Origin of the sequence: Streptomyces sp. NPDC048643, assembly GCF_040650615.1 — a bacterium.
Taxonomy (GTDB): domain Bacteria; phylum Actinomycetota; class Actinomycetes; order Streptomycetales; family Streptomycetaceae; genus Streptomyces.
This window is the reverse complement of the sequence record NZ_JBEZHO010000002.1, coordinates 103,972-122,301: the sequence shown is the minus strand read 5'-3', so window position 1 is coordinate 122,301 and position 18,330 is coordinate 103,972. Positions and strand designations below refer to the sequence as shown.

15 protein-coding genes are annotated in these 18,330 nt (G+C 70.9%); 9 read left to right on the top strand and 6 right to left on the bottom strand.

Translation table 11 applies throughout. The features are described from left to right. Positions 1-4: 4 nt before the first annotated feature. Genes AB0C62_RS02420 through AB0C62_RS02390 form a run of 7 tightly spaced genes read left to right on the top strand, consistent with a single transcriptional unit; the run spans position 5 to position 7,130 of the window. Positions 5-613: a nucleotide exchange factor GrpE gene (locus AB0C62_RS02420; RefSeq protein ID WP_362969219.1), complete on the top strand. Its 609-nt coding sequence runs from the start codon at positions 5-7 to the stop codon at positions 611-613. A gap of 6 nt (positions 614-619) precedes the next feature. Beyond that, positions 620-1,570, top strand: a complete 951-nt coding sequence (locus AB0C62_RS02415) for a J domain-containing protein (protein WP_362969218.1) — start codon at positions 620-622, stop codon at positions 1,568-1,570. Beyond that, complete coding sequence (locus tag AB0C62_RS02410; protein ID WP_362969217.1) at positions 1,567-1,974, top strand: chaperone modulator CbpM; 408 nt, start codon at positions 1,567-1,569, stop codon at positions 1,972-1,974. The genes AB0C62_RS02415 and AB0C62_RS02410 overlap by 4 nt, the downstream gene beginning before the upstream one ends. Further along, positions 1,965-4,604 (top strand): ATP-dependent chaperone ClpB, encoded by a 2,640-nt coding sequence (gene clpB, locus AB0C62_RS02405; RefSeq protein WP_362969216.1) that lies wholly within the window; start codon positions 1,965-1,967, stop codon positions 4,602-4,604. Before AB0C62_RS02410 ends, clpB begins: the two co-directional genes overlap by 10 nt. Continuing rightward, positions 4,601-5,047, top strand: a complete 447-nt coding sequence (trxA, locus tag AB0C62_RS02400) for a thioredoxin (RefSeq protein WP_362969215.1) — start codon at positions 4,601-4,603, stop codon at positions 5,045-5,047. Before clpB ends, trxA begins: the two co-directional genes overlap by 4 nt. Before the next feature lie 5 nt (positions 5,048-5,052). After that, positions 5,053-5,316 (top strand): UBP-type zinc finger domain-containing protein, encoded by a 264-nt coding sequence (locus AB0C62_RS02395; protein WP_362969214.1) that lies wholly within the window; start codon positions 5,053-5,055, stop codon positions 5,314-5,316. Then, positions 5,316-7,130: an FAD-dependent oxidoreductase gene (locus AB0C62_RS02390; RefSeq protein WP_362969213.1), complete on the top strand. Its 1,815-nt coding sequence runs from the start codon at positions 5,316-5,318 to the stop codon at positions 7,128-7,130. The genes AB0C62_RS02395 and AB0C62_RS02390 overlap by 1 nt, the downstream gene beginning before the upstream one ends. A 144-nt stretch (positions 7,131-7,274) precedes the next feature. Here AB0C62_RS02390 and adh read toward each other — a convergent pair whose 3' ends face one another. The 5 genes from adh to xylB form a co-directional block, all read right to left on the bottom strand. Next, entirely contained in the window at positions 7,275-8,798 is a 1,524-nt protein-coding gene (gene adh / locus AB0C62_RS02385; RefSeq protein WP_362969212.1) for an aldehyde dehydrogenase, read from the bottom strand. Between the two features lie 136 nt (positions 8,799-8,934). After that, complete coding sequence (locus AB0C62_RS02380) at positions 8,935-10,239, bottom strand: GAF domain-containing protein (RefSeq protein ID WP_362969211.1); 1,305 nt, start codon at positions 10,237-10,239, stop codon at positions 8,935-8,937. Positions 10,240-10,370: 131 nt separating this feature from the next. After that, positions 10,371-10,970, bottom strand: a complete 600-nt coding sequence (locus AB0C62_RS02375; protein ID WP_362969210.1) for an N-acetylmuramoyl-L-alanine amidase — start codon at positions 10,968-10,970, stop codon at positions 10,371-10,373. A 564-nt stretch (positions 10,971-11,534) separates the two neighbouring features. Further along, positions 11,535-12,743 (bottom strand): ROK family transcriptional regulator, encoded by a 1,209-nt coding sequence (locus AB0C62_RS02370; RefSeq protein ID WP_362969209.1) that lies wholly within the window; start codon positions 12,741-12,743, stop codon positions 11,535-11,537. A gap of 203 nt (positions 12,744-12,946) precedes the next feature. Continuing rightward, positions 12,947-14,398: a xylulokinase gene (gene xylB / locus AB0C62_RS02365; RefSeq protein ID WP_362969208.1), complete on the bottom strand. Its 1,452-nt coding sequence runs from the start codon at positions 14,396-14,398 to the stop codon at positions 12,947-12,949. Positions 14,399-14,595: 197 nt separating this feature from the next. Here xylB and xylA point away from each other — a divergent pair, with 197 nt between their 5' ends. Both xylA and AB0C62_RS02355 read left to right on the top strand, forming a co-directional pair. Then, the gene (gene xylA, locus AB0C62_RS02360) at positions 14,596-15,762 is read left to right on the top strand and encodes a xylose isomerase (RefSeq protein WP_362969207.1); all 1,167 of its coding nucleotides are present in this window, start codon (positions 14,596-14,598) and stop codon (positions 15,760-15,762) included. Between the two features lie 496 nt (positions 15,763-16,258). Further along, on the top strand, positions 16,259-16,882 hold the full coding sequence (locus AB0C62_RS02355) for a hypothetical protein (protein WP_362969206.1): 624 nt from the start codon (positions 16,259-16,261) through the stop codon (positions 16,880-16,882). A 93-nt stretch (positions 16,883-16,975) separates the two neighbouring features. Here the strand turns inward: AB0C62_RS02355 and AB0C62_RS02350 are convergent, their stop codons facing one another. Beyond that, on the bottom strand, positions 16,976-18,319 hold the full coding sequence (locus tag AB0C62_RS02350) for an esterase-like activity of phytase family protein (protein ID WP_362969205.1): 1,344 nt from the start codon (positions 18,317-18,319) through the stop codon (positions 16,976-16,978). Positions 18,320-18,330: the final 11 nt, after the last annotated feature.

Below are 18,330 nucleotides of genomic sequence, written 5' to 3'. Positions count from 1 at the left end.
CGCCATGCCCACCCACTCCCAGGAACCCGACCGGGACGCGTCGGATCCAGTCGAAGGGGTCCCGGACACCGGACGCCCCCCTCGCGGGGATCTGCCGCAACCGGGACCGCCGCCGCGGCCGGAAGGGGCACACGCTGAACCGGGACCCTATGCCGGCGGCCTCACACCCACCGAGGAGGAGCACACGACCGCGGTCGCGGAACTGGAGGACCGCTGGCGGCGAGCACGCGCCGACCTCGACAACCTTCGCAAGCGGCACGCCAGGGAACTGGAACGCGATCGGGCGGTCGAGCGGTCCCGCACCGCGGCGGCCTTCCTGCCCGTCCTCGACAACCTCGAACTCGCCCTGACCCACGCGGGCGCCGATCCGGGAGCGATCGTGGAGGGCATCAGGGCCGTACGCGACCAGGCCGTGAACGTCCTCGAACTGCTCGGCTACCCGCGGCATGCGGAGACCGGCGTCGCCTTCGACCCGGCCCGGCACGAGGTGGTCGGCGTCGTCCAGGACCCCGACTCCCCACCGGGCACGGTCGTCGAGGTGCTGCGCCCCGGATACGGGGACGGCGAGCGGCAGCTCAGGCCCGCCGCCGTGACCGTCGCGAAGCGGGAGTGACCGGTCATGGCGCGAGACTTCTACGAGGTGCTCGGCGTGCCACGGACCGCGACCCAGGACGAGATCCAGCAGGCGTATCGCACACTCGCCCGCAGGTACCACCCCGACGTCAACAAGGACCCCGAGGCGGAGGAGCGATTCAAGGACCTCAACGAGGCCCACAGCGTCCTCTCCGATCCCGCCACCCGCGCTCGCTACGACCGCTTCGGCGAGGACTTCCGAAAGGTCCCCGAGGACTTCGACGAACGGGCCGCGGCGGGAGCGGGCGGCTTCCGCGGGCGGCGGGCCGCGGGCGGGGGCGGTCCCCGCGTCCGATACACCACCGGCTTCGGCGACGGCTTCGGCGCGGAGGGCATCGACATCGAGGACCTGTTCGGCTCCATGTTCGGAGCCGGTGCCGCTCCAGGCGGCGTCCCCGGTGCGGACCAGGAGGCCGAACTGCCGCTCAGCGTCGAAGAGGCGTACCGAGGGGGCCGTCGCACCGTCACGCTCGCCGGGCCCACAGGGCAGCCGCGGCGGTACGAGGTCGACGTGCCGCCGGGCGTCACCGACGGGCAGCGCATCCGGCTGGCGGGCGAGGGCGGCCGGGGCAGTGGTGACGCCGCCGCGGGCGACCTGTACCTGCGGGTGCGTATCCAACCCCATCCCCGGTTCCGGCTGGACGGCCGCGACGTGCACCTTCAGGTCCCGGTCGCCCCATGGGAGGCGGCCCTGGGTGCGACCGTCCCGGTGCCCACACCCGGCGGCGGCACGGCCAAGGTCACGGTGCCCGCGGGCTCCTCCAGCGGCCGGCGGCTGCGGCTGCGTGGCGAGGGCATGCCGAACCCGCGTGGCGCGAACGGTGACCTGTACGCCGAACTCCGCATCATGGTGCCGCCCACCCTCGGCGACCGGGAGCGCGACCTGTTCGAGGAGCTCGCCGCCACTTCCTCGTTCGACCCCAGGAGGACGCCATGAACGACCGACCCCAGGGAGCGACCGGCGTCGGCCGGGCCGGCGGGGGCGCCCGTCCGGTACGAGCGGGCGCGGACGTCACCGCCTCGACGGCTGTCCGGTACGCGCTCGTGGCCGCGCCCAGGCTCTCCCTCGACACCGTGGCCCGTCGCTCGGGCCTCCATCCCGATCTGATCCGCCGATTCGTCGCCCTCGGCCTGGTCGACGCCGAACGCGACACCGCGGGACACCTGGTGTTCGACCTGACGGCCCCGGCGGTCCTTGCCCGCATCCAGCGTCTGCGCACGGGGCTCTGCCTCAACTACGCATCCATCGGCCTGGTGCTCGACCTGCTGGACCGCATCAGTCTGCTCGAAGCCGCCCTGCGCGGCCGCGGCACGAGGAGTGAAACACCCCCATGGACATGAACCGTCTCACGCAGAAGTCCCAGGAAGCCCTCCAGGAAGCACAGACCGCGGCCGTCGGCATGGGGCACACCGAGGTCGACGGGGAACACCTGCTGCTCGCACTTCTCGATCAGGACGACGGTCTGATCCCGCGGTTGCTGCAGCAGGCCGGTATCGAACCGAAGGAACTGCGAGCTGCCGTGCGCGAGGAACTCTCCCGCCGCCCGAAGGTCACCGGCCCCGGCGCGGCACCCGGCCAGGTCTTCGTCACCCAGCGGCTCGCGCGGGTGCTCGACGCCGCCGAACGGGAGGCCAAGCGCCTCAAGGACGAGTACGTGTCCGTGGAACACCTCCTGCTCGCCCTGACCGAGGAGAGCTCTTCGACCGCCGCCGGGCGACTGCTCGAACAGGCCGGCATCACCAGGAACTCGTTCCTGAGCGCGCTCACCCAGGTCCGCGGCAACCAGCGCGTCACCTCCGCCGATCCCGAAGCGTCCTACGAGGCACTGGAGAAGTACGGTCGCGACCTGGTCATCGAGGCTCGTTCGTCACGGCTGGACCCGGTCATCGGCCGGGACGCCGAGATCCGCCGCGTCACCCAGATCCTCAGCCGCAAGACCAAGAACAACCCCGTCCTCATCGGCGACCCCGGTGTCGGCAAGACCGCCATCGTCGAGGGTCTGGCCCAGCGCATCGTCCGCGGTGACGTCCCCGAGGGCCTGCGCGACAAGACCGTGTTCTCCCTGGACATGGGCTCCCTGGTCGCCGGCGCCAAGTACCGCGGCGAGTTCGAGGAACGCCTCAAGGCCGTGCTCGGCGAGGTCCGGGCCGCCCAGGGGCGCATCCTGCTCTTCATCGACGAGCTGCACACGGTCGTCGGCGCGGGCGCCGCCGAAGGAGCCATGGACGCGGGCAACATGCTCAAGCCGATGCTCGCCCGCGGGGAACTGCACATGATCGGCGCGACCACTCTCGACGAGTACCGGAAGCACATCGAGAAGGACGCCGCGCTGGAACGCCGTTTCCAGCAGGTCCTGGTGGACGAGCCGAGCGTGGAGGACACCATCTCCATCCTGCGCGGACTGCGCGAACGCCTGGAGGTCTTCCACGGTGTGAAGATCCAGGACACCGCGCTGGTCTCCGCGGCCACCCTCAGCCACCGCTACATCACCGACCGGTTTCTGCCCGACAAGGCCATCGACCTCGTCGACGAGGCGTGCGCCCGGCTGCGTACCGAGATCGACTCGATGCCCGCCGAACTCGACGAGATCACCCGCCGCGTCACCCGCCTGGAGATCGAGGAAGCGGCCCTGTCCAAGGAGACAGACCCCGCCAGCAGAACGCGCCTCGAGGAGCTGCGCAAGGAACTGGCCGACCTGCGCGGCGAGGCCGACGCCCAACACGCCCAGTGGGAGGCCGAACGGCAGGCGATACGCCGCGTCCAGGAGCTGCGCCAAGAACTGGAGCAGGTCCGCCACGAGGCAGAGGAAGCCGAACGCGCCTACGACCTCAACCGCGCCGCCGAACTCCGCTACGGCCGCCTCCAGGACCTTGAGCGCAGGCTGGCGGCGGAGGAAGAGCAACTGGCCTCCAAACAAGGGCAGAACCGGCTGCTGCGCGAGGTCGTCACCGAGGAGGAGATCGCCGAGATCGTCGCCGCCTGGACCGGCATCCCCGTCGCCCGCCTCCAGGAGGGCGAACGCGAGAAACTGCTGCGCCTCGACGAGATCCTGCGCGAGCACGTCATCGGCCAGGACGAAGCCGTCAAGCTCGTCGCCGACGCCGTCATCCGTGCCCGCTCCGGCATCCGCGACCCTCGCCGCCCCATCGGCTCGTTCATCTTCCTCGGCCCCACCGGTGTCGGGAAGACCGAGCTGGCCAAGACCCTCGCGCGGACCCTGTTCGACTCCGAGGAGAACATGGTCCGCCTCGACATGAGTGAGTACCAGGAGCGGCACACCGTCAGCCGGCTCATGGGCGCACCGCCCGGATACGTCGGCTACGAGGAAGGCGGCCAGCTCACGGAGGCCGTACGCCGCAAGCCGTACTCGGTCGTGCTGTTCGACGAGGTCGAGAAGGCGCACACCGACGTCTTCAACACCCTGCTGCAGATCCTCGACGACGGCCGTATCACCGATGCTCAGGGCCGCACCGTCGACTTCCGCAACACCGTGATCATCATGACGTCCAACATCGGCTCCGAGCACCTCCTCGACGGCGTCACCGCCGAGGGTGAGATCAAGCCCGACGCCCGGGCCCTGGTGATGGGGGAGCTGCGCGGGCACTTCCGCCCGGAGTTCCTCAACCGTGTCGACGACATCGTGCTGTTCAAACCGCTCGGCGAGCGGCAGATCGAGCGGATCGTGGAGCTGCAGTTCGACGAGCTGCGGCAGCGGCTCGCCGAACGCCGCATCACCGTCGAACTCACCGACGCCGCCCGGCAGGTGATCGCCCACCAGGGCTACGACCCGGTCTACGGGGCCCGGCCACTGCGCCGCTACATCTCCCACGAGGTCGAGACCCTGGTCGGACGCGCCCTGCTGCGCGGCGACGTCCAGGACGGCGCGACGGTCCGCGTCGACGCCGAACACGGGGAGCTGGCGGTCACCTACGACCAGCACGAGGATGCGAAGGGAGCGCGGGCGGCATGAGCACCATGCAGGCGGCGACCGTCAGTTGTCCGAACTGCGGGCGCACCAACCGGGTGCCCGTGGCCGCGGAGGGCCGCCCCAAGTGCGGCCACTGCAAACAGCCCCTGCCGTGGATGGTGAACGCGGGCGACGACGACTTCGCCGAGGTCGCCGAGCGGGCCGACATCCCCGTCGTGGTCGATCTCTGGGCCACCTGGTGCGGCCCCTGCCGCATGGTCAGCCCCGAGCTGGAGAAGGTCGCCACCGATCTCGCCGGCCGCATCAAACTCGTCAAGGTCGACATCGACAAGAATCCACGGCTGTCGCGGCGTTTCGAGGTCCAGGCGGTACCTACGCTGCTCGTCCTCCACCGGGGCGAGACGGTCGCCCGGCAGGCGGGGGCGGCGCCCGCCCCTGCTCTGCGCCAGTGGGTGGAACACTCGATCACGGCCCGGGAAGGGTGATCCGAATGACCCTGCACGCAGACCCCCACCTGGCGCTTGTCCGTCCCGTCCAGCCACTGACCCCACAGGGATGTCAGGAATGTCTGGTGCTCGGTTCCCCGTGGGTCCACCTGAGGCTTTGCCTGACCTGCGGGCACGTCGGCTGCTGTGACTCATCGCCGAACAAGCACGCGCGAAAGCACGCAGCTGCCCATGCCCATCCGATCGTGCAGTCGTTCCAGCCCGGCGAGGACTGGCGATGGTGCTACGTCCACGAGGCGTTCGTCTGATGTGCGGCGACCAGCCGCTGCCCGGCGGAGAACCGGTGCCGGAGAAAACGGACGAGGCTGTCTTCGGGGAGACCCCGGACATCCACGGCGCGTATCCGCGCCTTACGGAGGACCAGACAGTACGTCTGGCGGAGCACGGGCAACGCCGGAGCGTGGCCCCGAACGAGGTGCTGATCCAGGAGGGGGAGCGCTGCGAGACGCTCTTCGTCGTCCTCAGCGGTACCGTCGCCGTCGTCGAGGACTACGGCACTCCCGAGGAACGCGTGCTGCGTGTGCACGGCCCCGGTCGCTTCATCGGCGAACTCGGACTGCTGCACGGACAAGTGGCCTTCTACACCGCTGTCGCCAGGGAGCCGGGCCAGGTCCTCGTCGTCTCCCTGGACCAACTGCGCCACCTGGTGTCCCAGGACTCCACCATCGGGGACGTCGTGCTGCGCGCCTGTCTGGGCCGTCGCGCGCTGCTCGTCGGCCAGGGCGCCGGTTTCCGGGTCATCGGCTCGCGCTACTCGCCCGATACGCGCCGGCTGCGCGAGTTCGCCGTCCGCAACCGGTTGCCACACCGTTGGATCGACCTGGAGACCGACGAGGAGGCCGAGGAACTGCTGCGCCGCTTCGGCGTGGGCCCGGAGGAGACACCGCTCGTCATCTGGCGGGACACCACTCTGTTGCGCAACCCCAGCAACGCGGAACTGGCCCGGCTCATCGGCCTGCCGTCACTCCCCGCCGGCGACCGTCACGGGGACGTCCTCATCGTCGGCTCCGGACCCGCCGGCCTCGCTGCCGCGGTGTACGCCGCCTCCGAGGGCCTGAACACCACCGTGGTGGAGGCGATGGCCACCGGCGGCCAGGCCGGCACGTCGTCCCGCATCGAGAATCTGCTCGGTTTTCCCGCCGGTATCTCCGGCGCCGAACTCACCGAACGCGCCGTGCTCCAGGCCGACAAGTTCGGGGCCAGGATCAGCCTTCCGGTGGAGGCGACCGGTCTCTGTCCCGAGGACGAGGACCACTATGTGGTGGCGTTCGCCGACGGCAGCGAGATCGCCGCCCGCGCCGTCGTCCTGGCCACAGGTGCCCGTTACCGCCGGCTCCAGGTGCCCGGTATCGAACGCCTGGAGGGAACGAGCGTCCACTATTCGGCGACCGCCTACGAGGCCCAGCAGTGCCGCACCGACCCGGTGGCCGTCGTTGGCGGAGGCAACTCGGCGGGCCAGGCGGTGCTGTTCCTCGCCGGGTACGCGTCGAAGGTGCACCTGCTGGTGCGAGGACCCAGCCTTGAGGCCGGCATGTCCCGCTACCTGGTCGACCAGGTCGAGAGCCATCCGCGGGTGGAGGTCATGCTGCACACCGAGGTCACCGAGGCTATCGGCCAGGAAGCGCTGGAGGAACTCGACGTGGTCGACAACCGCACGGGCGGCCACCGCCGACTCGCGGTACGGGGCCTGTTCGTCTTCACCGGCGCCGAGCCCCACACCGAGTGGCTCGCCGACACCATCGCCCTCGACTCCCGCGGCTTCGTTCTCACCGGTGCGGAGGCCCAGGAGGCCCGCGCCTACCCCGAGTTGTGGCTCGCCCGCGGACGTTCGTGCACGACTCTGGAGACCAGCTTGCCCGGGGTCTTCGCGGTGGGGGACGTCCGCAGCGGCTCGGTGAAGCGGGTGGCCTCGGCGGCCGGCGAGGGCGCGATGGCCATCCACTTCGTGCACCGGCACCTGGAGCACTCGGCCGCACCCGGCACCACGGGCACGTCCGCTGCCACGGGCGGCTCGGACGTCTCCCCGCGCCTACGCCACCGGGAGTCCGCATGGCTCGCATGAACTGCACGACCATCTGGTCCGTGGCTGGTCGGGGACCTACGCAGATTCGCGGCGAACGAGTTCGCAAGATGAAGGGACGGTCACGGATGGTGGTGCGGGCTACAGGTGCCTGGGGAGGCTCCCCCAGGCACCCGACTTGAGGCCCTAGAAGAACCCAAGTTTCTGTGGGCTGTATGAAACAAGAAGGTTCTTCGTCTGCTGGTAGTGCTCCAGCATCATCTTGTGGTTCTCGCGGCCGATGCCCGACTGCTTGTAACCGCCGAAGGCCGCGTGCGCCGGGTAGGCGTGGTAGCAGTTCGTCCAGACGCGGCCGGCCTGGATGGAACGGCCCGCGCGGTAGGCGGTGTTGATGTCCCGGGTCCACACGCCGGCCCCGAGGCCGTAGAGCGTGTCGTTCGCGAGCTTGATGGCGTCGTCGAAGTCGTCGAACGACGTCACCGACACGACCGGACCGAAGATCTCCTCCTGGAAGATCCGCATGCGGTTGTCGCCCTCGAAGATCGTCGGCTGGACGTAGTAACCGCCCTTCAACTCGCCGTCGTGCTCGATGCGCTCCCCGCCGGTGAGCACCTTCGCGCCCTCCTGACGGCCGATGTCCAGGTAGGAGAGGATCTTCTCCAACTGGTCGTTGGACGCCTGGGCGCCGATCATCGTGTCCGTGTCGAGCGGGTTGCCCGGCTTGATGAGTTCGGTGCGGGCGACCGCCGCCTCCATGAACTCCCGGTAGTGGCCCCGCTGGATGAGAGCCCGCGAGGGACAGGTGCAGACCTCGCCCTGGTTGAGCGCGAACATGGTGAAGCCCTCGAGGGCCTTGTCGCGGAAGTCGTCGTTCTCCGCCCAGACGTCGTCGAAGAAGATGTTCGGGGACTTGCCGCCGAGCTCCAGCGTCACCGGCTTGATGTTCTCCGAGGCGTACTGCATGATCAGCCGCCCCGTCGTGGTCTCGCCCGTGAACGCGACCTTCGCCACGCGAGGGCTGGACGCGAGCGGCTTGCCGGCCTCCACGCCGAAGCCGTTCACGATGTTGACCACGCCTGGCGGGAGGAGGTCCGAGATGAGGCTCATCCAGTAGTGGATGGATGCCGGCGTCTGTTCGGCCGGCTTGATGACCACCGCGTTGCCCGCCGCCAGCGCCGGAGCGAGCTTCCACACCGCCATCAGGATGGGGAAGTTCCACGGGATGATCTGCGCGACGACACCGAGCGGCTCATGGAAGTGGTACGCGACGGTGTCGTCGTCGATCTCGCCGACGGAGCCCTCCTGGGCCCGGGCCGCCCCCGCGAAGTAGCGGAAGTGGTCGATCGCGAGCGGGATGTCGGCCGCCAGGGTCTCGCGGACCGGCTTGCCGTTCTCCCAGCTCTCGGCGACGGCCAGCTTCTCCAGGTTCGCCTCCATCCGGTCGGCGATCTTGAGCAGGATGTCGGCGCGCGCTGTCACCGAGGTGCGGCCCCAGGCGGGGGCTGCCGCGTGTGCCGCGTCCAGCGCGCGTTCCACGTCCTCCGCCGTCCCTCGGGCGACCTCGGTGAACGGCTGCCCGTTCAGCGGGCTCGGGTTCTCGAAGTACTGCCCGCGAGCCGGCGGTACGTACTCCCCGCCGATGAAGTGGTCATACCGCGCCTCGTAGGAGACGATCGCGCCTTCGCTGCCGGGCGCCGCGTAACGGGTCATGCTGGTCTGCCTCCCGGAGAAGCGCTGCCCGCCGTTGGGCAGCTCTCGCCGCGAGGCTAGGAACCCCGACGTTGCAACGACGTTGCGCGTCCCCGAACGCCCGCCTCGCCCCGCAGATGGGGAGGGGGTTGGCCCGTCAGCGCGGTTCCGGTCGCATACGGCCGCCCCGGCCCGGCCGTGTCCAGCCCACGGGAACGGCCTGCTCCGACTCCAGCTCGTCCAGCCGAGACCGCACGCCCGGCGCCGGCCGTACCGACGACAGGGCCCGCCAGACGTCGAGGTCGTCCTCGCCCCACGATGCGCGGGCCCAGTCGGCCAGCAGATCCGGGTCCCGCCGGGCGATGAGCGCCGTCCGCAACCCGTCGGCCAGTCTGCGCCGCAGCCGCACGACCGCCGGTGCCGTGGACCCCGGCAGCAGCGGACCGGCGTACGCCGCGACGGCTGCAGTGACCGCCCCCGTCCCGAGCCTGCGCTCCACCACCGTCACGTCGGACTCGACCGGGCGGGTCAGCCGGTAGGGCCGGGAATCCAGCAGCCCCGGACCGAGGAGGCGGCGCAGCCGGGCCAGCTCCGCGCGCAGTGTCACCGGTGTCACCGACTCGTCCTCGTACAGGGCGCACAGCAACTCGTCGCCCGTGAGGCCCTCCGGATGTCTGGCCAGCAGCACCAGGATCTCGCTGTGTCTGCGGCTGAGCCTGGTCTTGCGCCCGTCCACCACGAGTTGGGCCTCGTCCCGTCCCAGCACGCTCAGTTCCAGGGGGCCGTCCGTCACGGTCCGCGGCGGTGAGAGGAGGGCCAGATGGGACTCGGCGGCGCGCGCCACCGCCTGTACGAAGGCGAGGCTGTGCGGGTGCGCCAACTCGTCCCCGCCGGTGATGTCGACCGCGCCGATGACCCGGCCGGTCCGTGGATCGTGGACCGGGGCCGCCGCGCACGTCCAGGGCTGCACCCGCCTTATGAAGTGCTCCGCCGCGAAGACCTGCACCGGGTGGTCGACGGCGACCGCCGTGCCCGGCGCGTTCGTACCCACCGCTGCCTCCGACCAGCGGGCGCCCGGCACGAAGTTCATCCGGCCGGCCTGCTGTCGTGTCCCCGGGTGGCCCTCGACCCACAGGAGCCGGCCCTGGGCGTCGCACACCGCCAACAGGTGCTCCCCGTCCGACGCGAACGTGCCCATGAGCTCACGGAACAGGGGCATCACGCGGGCGAGGGGGTGCTCCGCCCGGTACGAGCCGAGATCCCCGTCCATCATCTCGACGTTCGCCGTGCCGTCCGGGACGACGCCGGCCCGCGCCGACCGGCGCCACGAATCTGCCACCACCGACCGCACGGGACGCGGCACCGTTCCCGCCGTGGTGAAGGACTCGTAAGCGCGGCGGAGTGACCGACCCCGCTCGACGGGGTCGGTTCCCGGTTCCAGGGCCACCCAAGGATCGATCAACTCGGCCTCCCGGAAGGCGATGCGGCTGGGTCCATCGTCACTCCCCGTGCGGGCATCGACAACCCGTGTGACGTTCCGCTTCCGCCCGCGGCCCCACGAAGCTCCCGCGCAGGATCGTTGCGGGGCTCCGCTCAGGCGAAGTTGACGAGCCTGATGTATCGCGTCCAGTCCCAGTTGGGCCCCGGATCGGTGTGGTCGGAACCCGGCACTTGGTAGTGGCCGAGGATGTGGGCTCGGTCCTTCGGGATGCCGTACTGGTCGCAGATCGCGGCGGTCAGTTTGGCCGATTCCTCGTAGAGCGCGTTCGTGAAGTAGGCGGGCTTGTCCACCCAGCCCTCGTGCTCGATACCGATGCTTCTGGTGTTGTAGTCCCAGTTCCCCGCGTGCCAGGCGACGTTGTGTTCCCGGACGCACTGGGCGACATGGCCGTCGGCGGAGCGCACGACGTAGTGCGCGGACACCTTCTTCGCGGGATTCCGGAAGATCGACAGGGTGTCGGCGTACGTCGCCTGCGTCACGTGGATGATCACGTAGTCGAGGTCGTAGCTCTCCGGGCGGTCGGACTCCGTGTAGTTGGAGGAGGTCGCCGGAGTCCACTCCGCGCCCGGGTAGTCGACGGCCGAGACCTGGGCCGTCGCCCTCGCCTCGGGGAGTAACGCGTAGGGGAGGGCGGCGAGGGCTGCGCCCTTGAGCAGCCGCCGCCGGCTCGGGAACGACCGTGCTCTCTCCATGGAGTACTGGCCTTTCGTCGCTGGGGTGTCCGGGGTGTCCGGGGTGCCGGTGGTCCGAGGCCGGGGCCGTCCGGTCGAGGTGGACGCGGGAGGCCTCGGCCGTTCGCCTGGCGTGACGGCGCGGCAGGAAGATCAGTATCACGACACGCACGGCCCGCCGGGCATGCGCGACCCAGCGGGTCCGTACACGTCGCCTCTGTGTCGTAGGCGGTGGTCCGAACGGACCGATCGCTTCGCTCCGCGGCCTTGCATTCGTCGCCGGCGTCATGTGAATCCCCCGATTCGCTCCGGACCCGAGGCGTCGGCCGGACGGCTGCGCCTCGCGTGAATCACCGTACGACGCCTGCCGGTTGGGCAGGACGAGCGAGGCGTGACTCGGTGGAAAACCCGAGAACTGTGGATACGACGATCACTCGCAAGGGGGAACGGAATCCGACTGTCGCTCCCCGGCGCAGCGGATGCGGAACGGGATCCGTGCGGTGGTCCGCTGCACCGCCGACGGGGAACGGAGGCTGCGCTCTCGTCCGCCGCACGGCGGATCGACTGCCGGAGCGGTCGGGCTCTCTACGACCGCCCGACCGCTCCCGCCGGATCGTCGAGCACGCCCCGCACCACCGAATGCGCGGCGCCCAGCAGAGGACCGTCGGATCCCAGCCGGGACACGGACACGGGGCAGGCGGGGCCCGCGGTGCGCCGGGCCAACTCGCCCTCCAGCGAGGGGAGCAGCCAGGGCGCGAGGCCGGCGAGCGCGCCGCCCAGCACGACCGTCTCCGGGTCCAGCAGGTTCACCGCCCCGGTCAGGGCGATCCCGAGAGCGGTCCCGGCGTCGCTCAGAGCCCGGCGTACGGCCGTATCGCCCTCGGCGGCACGCTCGGACAGCAGCCCTACCTGGTCCTCGCCCGGCTCAAGACCGGCGGCGCGCAGGACGGCCTCCTCGCCCGCGTACTGTTCGAGACACCCGCGCCCGCCGCACGGACACTCCGGCCCCTCCGGGCGCACCGGCACATGCCCCAACTCGCCCGCGAACCCGCGGGTCCCGCGCAGCAGCCGCCCGTCCACGAGCACCGCCGCACCGATGCCGATCTCCGCCGACACGTGCAGGAAGTCGCGCGGAGTCGCGTCACCGAGCCAGAGTTCCGCGAGACCGCCGAAGTTCGCCTCGTTGTCCACCGTCAGGGGCAGGTCGGCGGGGAGCAGAACGCCGAGGTCCGTGTCGTGCCAGTCCAGGTTGGGGGCGCGGACCACGGTCCTCCCGTCCCGCGCCACGAGCCCGGGGACGGCGACGGCGAGTCCGGCCGCCCACAGCCCGTCCTGTTCGGCCTCGGTGACGACCTGGCGGACCAGCTTCGTCAGCTCCCGGGTCACCTGCTCGGCGGCCCGTCCGCGGTTCGTTCCGTGGCGCACCGCACGCGCCCGGACGGCGCCGCGCAGGTCGACCGCGCACACGGCGAGATGGTCGACACCCACCTCGGCCCCGATTCCGGCCGGGCCGTGCCCGCTGACGGCCAGTGCGGATCCGGGCCGTCCCACCCTGCCGGGCCGCTCGGGGCCCAGTTCCTCGATGAGCCCTGCCCGGATCAGCTCGTCGACCAGAGTCGACACGGCCGCCCGGGTCAGACCGATGTGCGAGGCGACTGCGGCGCGCGACAGCGGCCCCTCGGCGCTGACGGTGTACATGACCCGGGAGAGGTTGCGACGGCGCATGCCCTGCTGGGTGTCGGGCAGGCGTCGGCCGGAACCGTTCGGATGGGCCTCGTGCAGCGGTGCGGTCATGCCTCCGTCAATCCTCGTCCGGCCGGTCCGTCCCGTCGGCCTCTGTCGGTGGCCGCCCCCCAGGGGGCGGCCTCTCGGCGTACCGGGCTCAGGGCGACGTAGCGGTCCCTTGGTCCCCGCCGGAGCCCGGCTGCGCGTGCTCTCTCTAAGAGACCCGCACGTGAGAGCAGGTTTCTCGCGGAGGTGCCTCGCGTCGGTTCCGGTCAGTTTCCGTTTCCGTTCGGCCCCCGTTCGAGCAGCGGGGCCGCGTCGGAGAGTACCCCGGTGATCCTCGCGAGTGTCTCCTCGTCCTGCTCCATGGCGTCGAGGACGGGACCGCGGTCGGTGGCCCAGCGCCGTGCGACCGCCGCCGGGTCCTCGCCCGTCAGCAGGCCGGCCGCCTGTGCGGCGGCGCCGAGCGCGACCAGTTCCCTTGCCTCGGGGACCTGCACGGGCCGTCCGGACAGTCGTCGTACGGTCTGCTGCCAGGCCGTTCCCCGCGCGCCACCGCCGATCAGCAGCAAGGGCGCCGAACGGTCGGCGTCGGCGTCCAGGACCAGGTCGAGGGCGTCCAGCAGGGAGTGCACGGCGCCGTCGTAGGCGGCCTGGAGCAGTTGGCCGCCCGTCGTGTCGTGCCGGAGGCCGTGCAGCAGGCCCGAGGCGTTCGGCAGGTTGGGCGTGCGCTCGCCGTCCAGGTAGGGCAGCAGCGTGACCGCGCCGCCCGTCTCGACGGCCTCGCGGTCCAGCCCGAGCAGAGCGGCGACCCGGTCGACGGCCAGGGTGCAGTTGAGCGTGCAGGCCAGTGGAAGCCAGTCTCCGCGGGCGTCCGCGAACCCCGCCACCGTGCCCGTCGGGTCGGCGGGACGGCGTGTCGAGACGGCGTACACCGTGCCCGAGGTGCCGAGGCTCACCACCGGCGACCCGGGCCGCAGTCCCAGGCCGAGCGCCGCGGCCGCGTTGTCCCCCGTTCCGGCGGCCACGAGAGTCCCCTTGGAGAACGGGAGATCGCCTCCGGCGTGCACCGTTCCGGCGACCTCGCCCGGCCGGACGACGCGGGGGAGCAGAGCGGGGTCGAGGCCGATGTGGGCGAGGACCTCCTCGTCGTACGCCTCGCTGCCCGACGACCACCAGCCCGTGCCCGAGGCGTCGCCGCGATCGGTGGTGCCCTCTCCCGTGAGGCGCTCGGTGAGGTAGTCGTGCGGCAGTCGGACCGCCGTCGTCGCCCGGACGGCCTCCGGTTCGTGCTCGGCGAGCCAGGCCCACTTGGTGGCGGTGAAGGACGCGGTGGGCACACTGCCCGTGCGCTCGGCCCAGGATTTCGGGCCGCCGAGTTCCTCGACGAGCCGGCGCGCCTGCGGCGCCGAGCGCACGTCGTTCCACAGCAGTGCGGGGCGTACCGGTTCGCCATGGGCGTCGAGAGTCACGAGGCCGTGCTGCTGGCCGCCGATCGACACCGCGGCGGCCTCGTGCGCCGTGGTACCGCACTGGTGCAGTGCTGCACGCAGAGCGTCCCACCACTGACGAGGATCACTCTCGCGTCCCGCACCGGTGGAGACGGTGTGCGGCGCCTGTCCGCTCGCCACCACCTGGCCGGTCGACGCGTCGACGACCAGGGCCTTGGTGGACTGGGTGGACGTGTCCACCCCGACGACGAGCGGACCCTCGGCTGCTGACATCGGGCTCTCCCTCTTCCGCTGCTCTGCGGGATCTGTCCTGGTTGCGTGGCTGTCCGGACCGGCACGGCCCGGTTTCGTACGGCGTCCCGGCCCGCCACGACCAGGGTTTCGTACGTCGTCTCTTCCCAGAGACGCGTTCGCATACTAATTTGTAAACTGCCATGACGAAATAGTCGGAGCTAGCAAGGAGCCGCGACATGAACTACCAGCCCACCCCCGAGGACAGGTTCACCTTCGGCCTGTGGACCGTCGGCTGGCAGGGAAGGGACCCGTTCGGCGACGCCACCCGGCGCGCCCTCGACCCGGTCGAGTCCGTGCAGCGCCTGGCCGAGCTCGGTGCCTATGGAGTGACCTTCCACGACGACGACCTGATCCCCTTCGGATCCTCGGACAGCGAGCGCGAGTCGCACATCAAGCGGTTCAGGCAGACGCTGGACGCCACCGGCCTCAAGGTCCCGATGGCCACGACCAACCTGTTCACGCACCCCGTCTTCAAGGACGGCGCGTTCACCGCGAACGACCGCGACGTGCGCCGCTACGCCCTGCGCAAGACCATCCGCAACGTCGAACTCGCGGTCGAGCTCGGCGCCGAGACGTACGTCGCCTGGGGCGGCCGGGAGGGTGCCGAGTCCGGTGCCGCCAAGGACGTGCGCGTGGCGCTCGACCGCATGAAGGAGGCCTTCGACCTCCTCGGGGAGTACGTGATCTCCCAGGGCTACGACATCAAGTTCGCGATCGAGCCCAAGCCGAACGAGCCGCGTGGCGACATCCTGTTGCCCACCGTCGGACACGCCCTGGCCTTCATCGAGCGCCTGGAGCGCCCGGAGCTGTACGGCGTCAACCCGGAGGTCGGTCACGAGCAGATGGCCGGGCTCAACTTCCCGCACGGCATCGCGCAGGCACTGTGGGCGGGCAAGCTCTTCCATATCGACCTGAACGGTCAGACCGGCATCAAGTACGACCAGGACCTGCGGTTCGGCGCGGGTGACCTGCGATCCGCGTTCTGGCTGGTCGACCTTCTGGAGAGCGCCGGCTACGCCGGTCCGAAGCACTTCGACTTCAAGCCTCCGCGGACCGAGGACCTCGAAGGGGTCTGGGCGTCGGCGGCCGGCTGCATGCGCAACTACCTGATCCTGCGGGAGCGTTCGGCCGCCTTCCGTGCCGACCCCGAGGTCCAGGAGGCGCTGCGTGCCTCGCGCCTGGACGAGCTGGCGCAGCCCACTGCGGCGGACGGCCTGCAGGGGCTGCTCGCCGACCGCGGGGCCTTCGAGGACTTCGACGTCGAGGCGGCGGCCCTGCGCGGGATGGCCTTCGAGCAGCTGGACCAGCTCGCGATGGACCATCTCCTCGGTGCGCGGGCCTGATCGGTCGATGACTCGAAGGGCACGGGTCCACGTCCGCCGGACCCGTGCCGGGGTGGCGGGGGAGATCCGGCTGCCTCCTTCGAATGCGCCGGAATGATGCGGTCCAGGGCATGAGTCCGTATCAACTTCCGCGCAGGGGTCGCGCGATGACCGGTTCGCGGCGACTCTTGACGGTATGGCCATGCCGCCCTTACCCCCTCAGCCCCCACGGTCGCCGGGAGAGTCGCCTCACGGGGGTGCTGTCCCGGGCCCGCCGTCCGGGGGCTACGGGCCCCCGACCTCCGGAGGGTACGGACCACCGTCCTCGGGCGGGTACGGGCCGCCTCCCGGCGGCCACGGTTCTCCCCCTGGCGGTGGCGGGCCTCCTTCGGGAGGCTTCGGACCACCGTCCCAGGGTGACTGGCCGCCCGGGCAGGGCGGCGGGGGATGGCCCCCACCGCCTCCCGGGCCGCCCGGCGGCCCCGGAGGTCATCGGGGAGGGCGGCGGCGCAACACGGTGCTCATCGTCATCGCCGTGATCGTCGTCGTCGGGGTCGGCGTGGCCGTCGCGGTGTCCGCCACCGGTGGGGGTGGGGACGACAAGAAGGCGCCCACCGAAAGCACGACGAGTTCACCGAGTCCTTCCCTGAGCCTTCCGTCCGGGCTGCCCTCGCTCCCCACGAATCTGCCCACGGACCTGCCCAGTGTCGTGCCGTCGCTTCCGACCGACCTGCCCACGGACCTCGTCCCCAGTGGCCTGGAGTCGCTCGTTCCGACGCTCGCGGCCGACGAAGTGCCCTACTACATGCTGCGGAAGGGCGACTGTTTCGACACGGACACCGCCCTTCCCGGCCAGGCGGCCAAACGCTCGTGCACCGAGCCGCACGACGCCGAGGTCGTGAGGATCGCCGAACTCAATGGCGCCTATACGACCGACGCCACTCTCAAGAAGGCCGCGTCGGCCCTGTGCAAGGCGCCTCTGGAGCGCAAGGCGGCGGCGCAGGCGGCGGGCACGGTGCGCAACACACTCGTGCAGTACCCCGACACCGGCAGCTACAAGATCGGCATCGACAACGTCGCCTGCAGTCTGGCCGCGAACGTCGGCAAGGGGCCCGGCAGACTCACCCAACCGCTCAAGTGAATTGCCTCGCCGAGTCGTTCAGGCGAACGGTACGCGCGCGTGGTCGCTGTCCATCCTCCACGCGCGCGTAACTCGAGACCGATTGCCCCGGGATCAGATGCGGCGCGGTAGCCGCACGTAGGCGACCGTCGTCTCGATACCGCTGTCCACGAGCCGACCCTGTGCGTCGAAGGCGCCCGACCCGTCCGTCATGCCGAAGTCGTTGTCATTGATGAGGGCGAGCGTGTCGTGGTCCACGCGCGCGACGCCCTCGATCTTGCCGGGAACGCCCGCGACCGTGCCCAGGTCGACGACCAGACGCTTGCCCAGCACCGGAACACCGGCCGTCGCGGGGTCGTCGAGCTGCTCCAGGGACGGCGACGTGGTGTCACGGTCGTACGGGCCGCCCAGGATGTCCGCACGACGCGTGAGCCTTACTTCCTGCAGGCGAGCGGCCTTGTCGGTGCGCTCCTCGACGAGCAGCCGGTCTGGGCCGACCGCCACCACGGACGAGATCTTCAGTTCGGACGTGTCGTCCTCGCTCGGGTCGACCACGTCGACGGGATCGAAGCGGTACACGTACTCGGCCCTCACGGCCCGCTTCCCGGGCGAGAAGCGCAGCAGCCGGGTCGTGGTGGACGCGTCGCCCGCGTCGCCGTCCGGCAGGGAGAGCGGGCTCTGCAGCGCCATCACCAGATCGCCGCCCGGGAGTTGGGTGAGCCCTTCGAGACCGCGGTTGATCTTCCGGTGCAGCAGGATCGCGGGCAGCGCCTCCGCCACGGGGTAGTCCGTGCCGGTCAGGTGCAGCCCCTTGGGGACATAGCGCGTGAGCACCTTCCCGCGCGCCGAGACGTGGAGCAGCGACGGACCGTACTCGTCGACGAGCCAGAACGACCCGTCCGCCGCCCGCACGATGCCCTCGGTGTCCACGCCGTTCGGGTTGTAAGGCAGCGGCGTCCGCGCGTCGAAGGAGTACGGCGCCTCGTCGCGTCCCGTCTGGTTGGAGAGCCCGGTGACGGGCTTGCCCGACGAGGTGGTGATCGGGATCGCGTCGATCACCTTCACCGCGCCGCCGCTCACCCGGATCTTCACGATCGCCGGATCGAAGCCCGGTACCGGGAACGTCCGGCGCTTGGTGCCGTCCACCTTGATCTGGCCGTTGGGCCCGCGGTCGGTGACCGTCCAGAACTCGCCCTTGCGGCCGGCCGGGTAGATGTCGCTGCCGATGCCTCCGAGATCGACTCCCCGGTCGTTGTCCACCGTCCCGGGCAGCAGCCCGTTGCTGAACGACCCCAGGGGAAGGTCGCCGAGCGTCGCGGTGCGCGTCACTCTCGGCTGCGCCGGCCCGGCCGTCGCGTTCGCGGTGCCGGCCACCGCGAACGTGGCCAGCAGGGCGAGCGGCACGCCGGCGGCGACGGACCGGTGGACGTGGCGTCTGCCGACAGCGTGCGGGGACATCGAGCCTCCTG

What these genes read in the sequence shown, in the direction of transcription:
- clpB (WP_362969216.1), top strand. Translation starts at nt 1,965, where the DNA reads ATGGACATGAACCGTCTCACGCAGAAGTCCCAGGAAGCCCTCCAGGAA.
- AB0C62_RS02375 (WP_362969210.1), bottom strand. Translation starts at nt 10,970, where the DNA reads ATGGAGAGAGCACGGTCGTTCCCGAGCCGGCGGCGGCTGCTCAAGGGC.
- AB0C62_RS02410 (WP_362969217.1), top strand. Translation starts at nt 1,567, where the DNA reads ATGAACGACCGACCCCAGGGAGCGACCGGCGTCGGCCGGGCCGGCGGG.
- AB0C62_RS02390 (WP_362969213.1), top strand. Translation starts at nt 5,316, where the DNA reads ATGTGCGGCGACCAGCCGCTGCCCGGCGGAGAACCGGTGCCGGAGAAA.
- AB0C62_RS02370 (WP_362969209.1), bottom strand. Translation starts at nt 12,743, where the DNA reads ATGACCGCACCGCTGCACGAGGCCCATCCGAACGGTTCCGGCCGACGC.
- xylA (WP_362969207.1), top strand. Translation starts at nt 14,596, where the DNA reads ATGAACTACCAGCCCACCCCCGAGGACAGGTTCACCTTCGGCCTGTGG.
- trxA (WP_362969215.1), top strand. Translation starts at nt 4,601, where the DNA reads ATGAGCACCATGCAGGCGGCGACCGTCAGTTGTCCGAACTGCGGGCGC.
- AB0C62_RS02395 (WP_362969214.1), top strand. Translation starts at nt 5,053, where the DNA reads ATGACCCTGCACGCAGACCCCCACCTGGCGCTTGTCCGTCCCGTCCAG.
- AB0C62_RS02420 (WP_362969219.1), top strand. Translation starts at nt 5, where the DNA reads ATGCCCACCCACTCCCAGGAACCCGACCGGGACGCGTCGGATCCAGTC.
- adh (WP_362969212.1), bottom strand. Translation starts at nt 8,798, where the DNA reads ATGACCCGTTACGCGGCGCCCGGCAGCGAAGGCGCGATCGTCTCCTAC.
- xylB (WP_362969208.1), bottom strand. Translation starts at nt 14,398, where the DNA reads ATGTCAGCAGCCGAGGGTCCGCTCGTCGTCGGGGTGGACACGTCCACC.
- AB0C62_RS02415 (WP_362969218.1), top strand. Translation starts at nt 620, where the DNA reads ATGGCGCGAGACTTCTACGAGGTGCTCGGCGTGCCACGGACCGCGACC.
- AB0C62_RS02350 (WP_362969205.1), bottom strand. Translation starts at nt 18,319, where the DNA reads ATGTCCCCGCACGCTGTCGGCAGACGCCACGTCCACCGGTCCGTCGCC.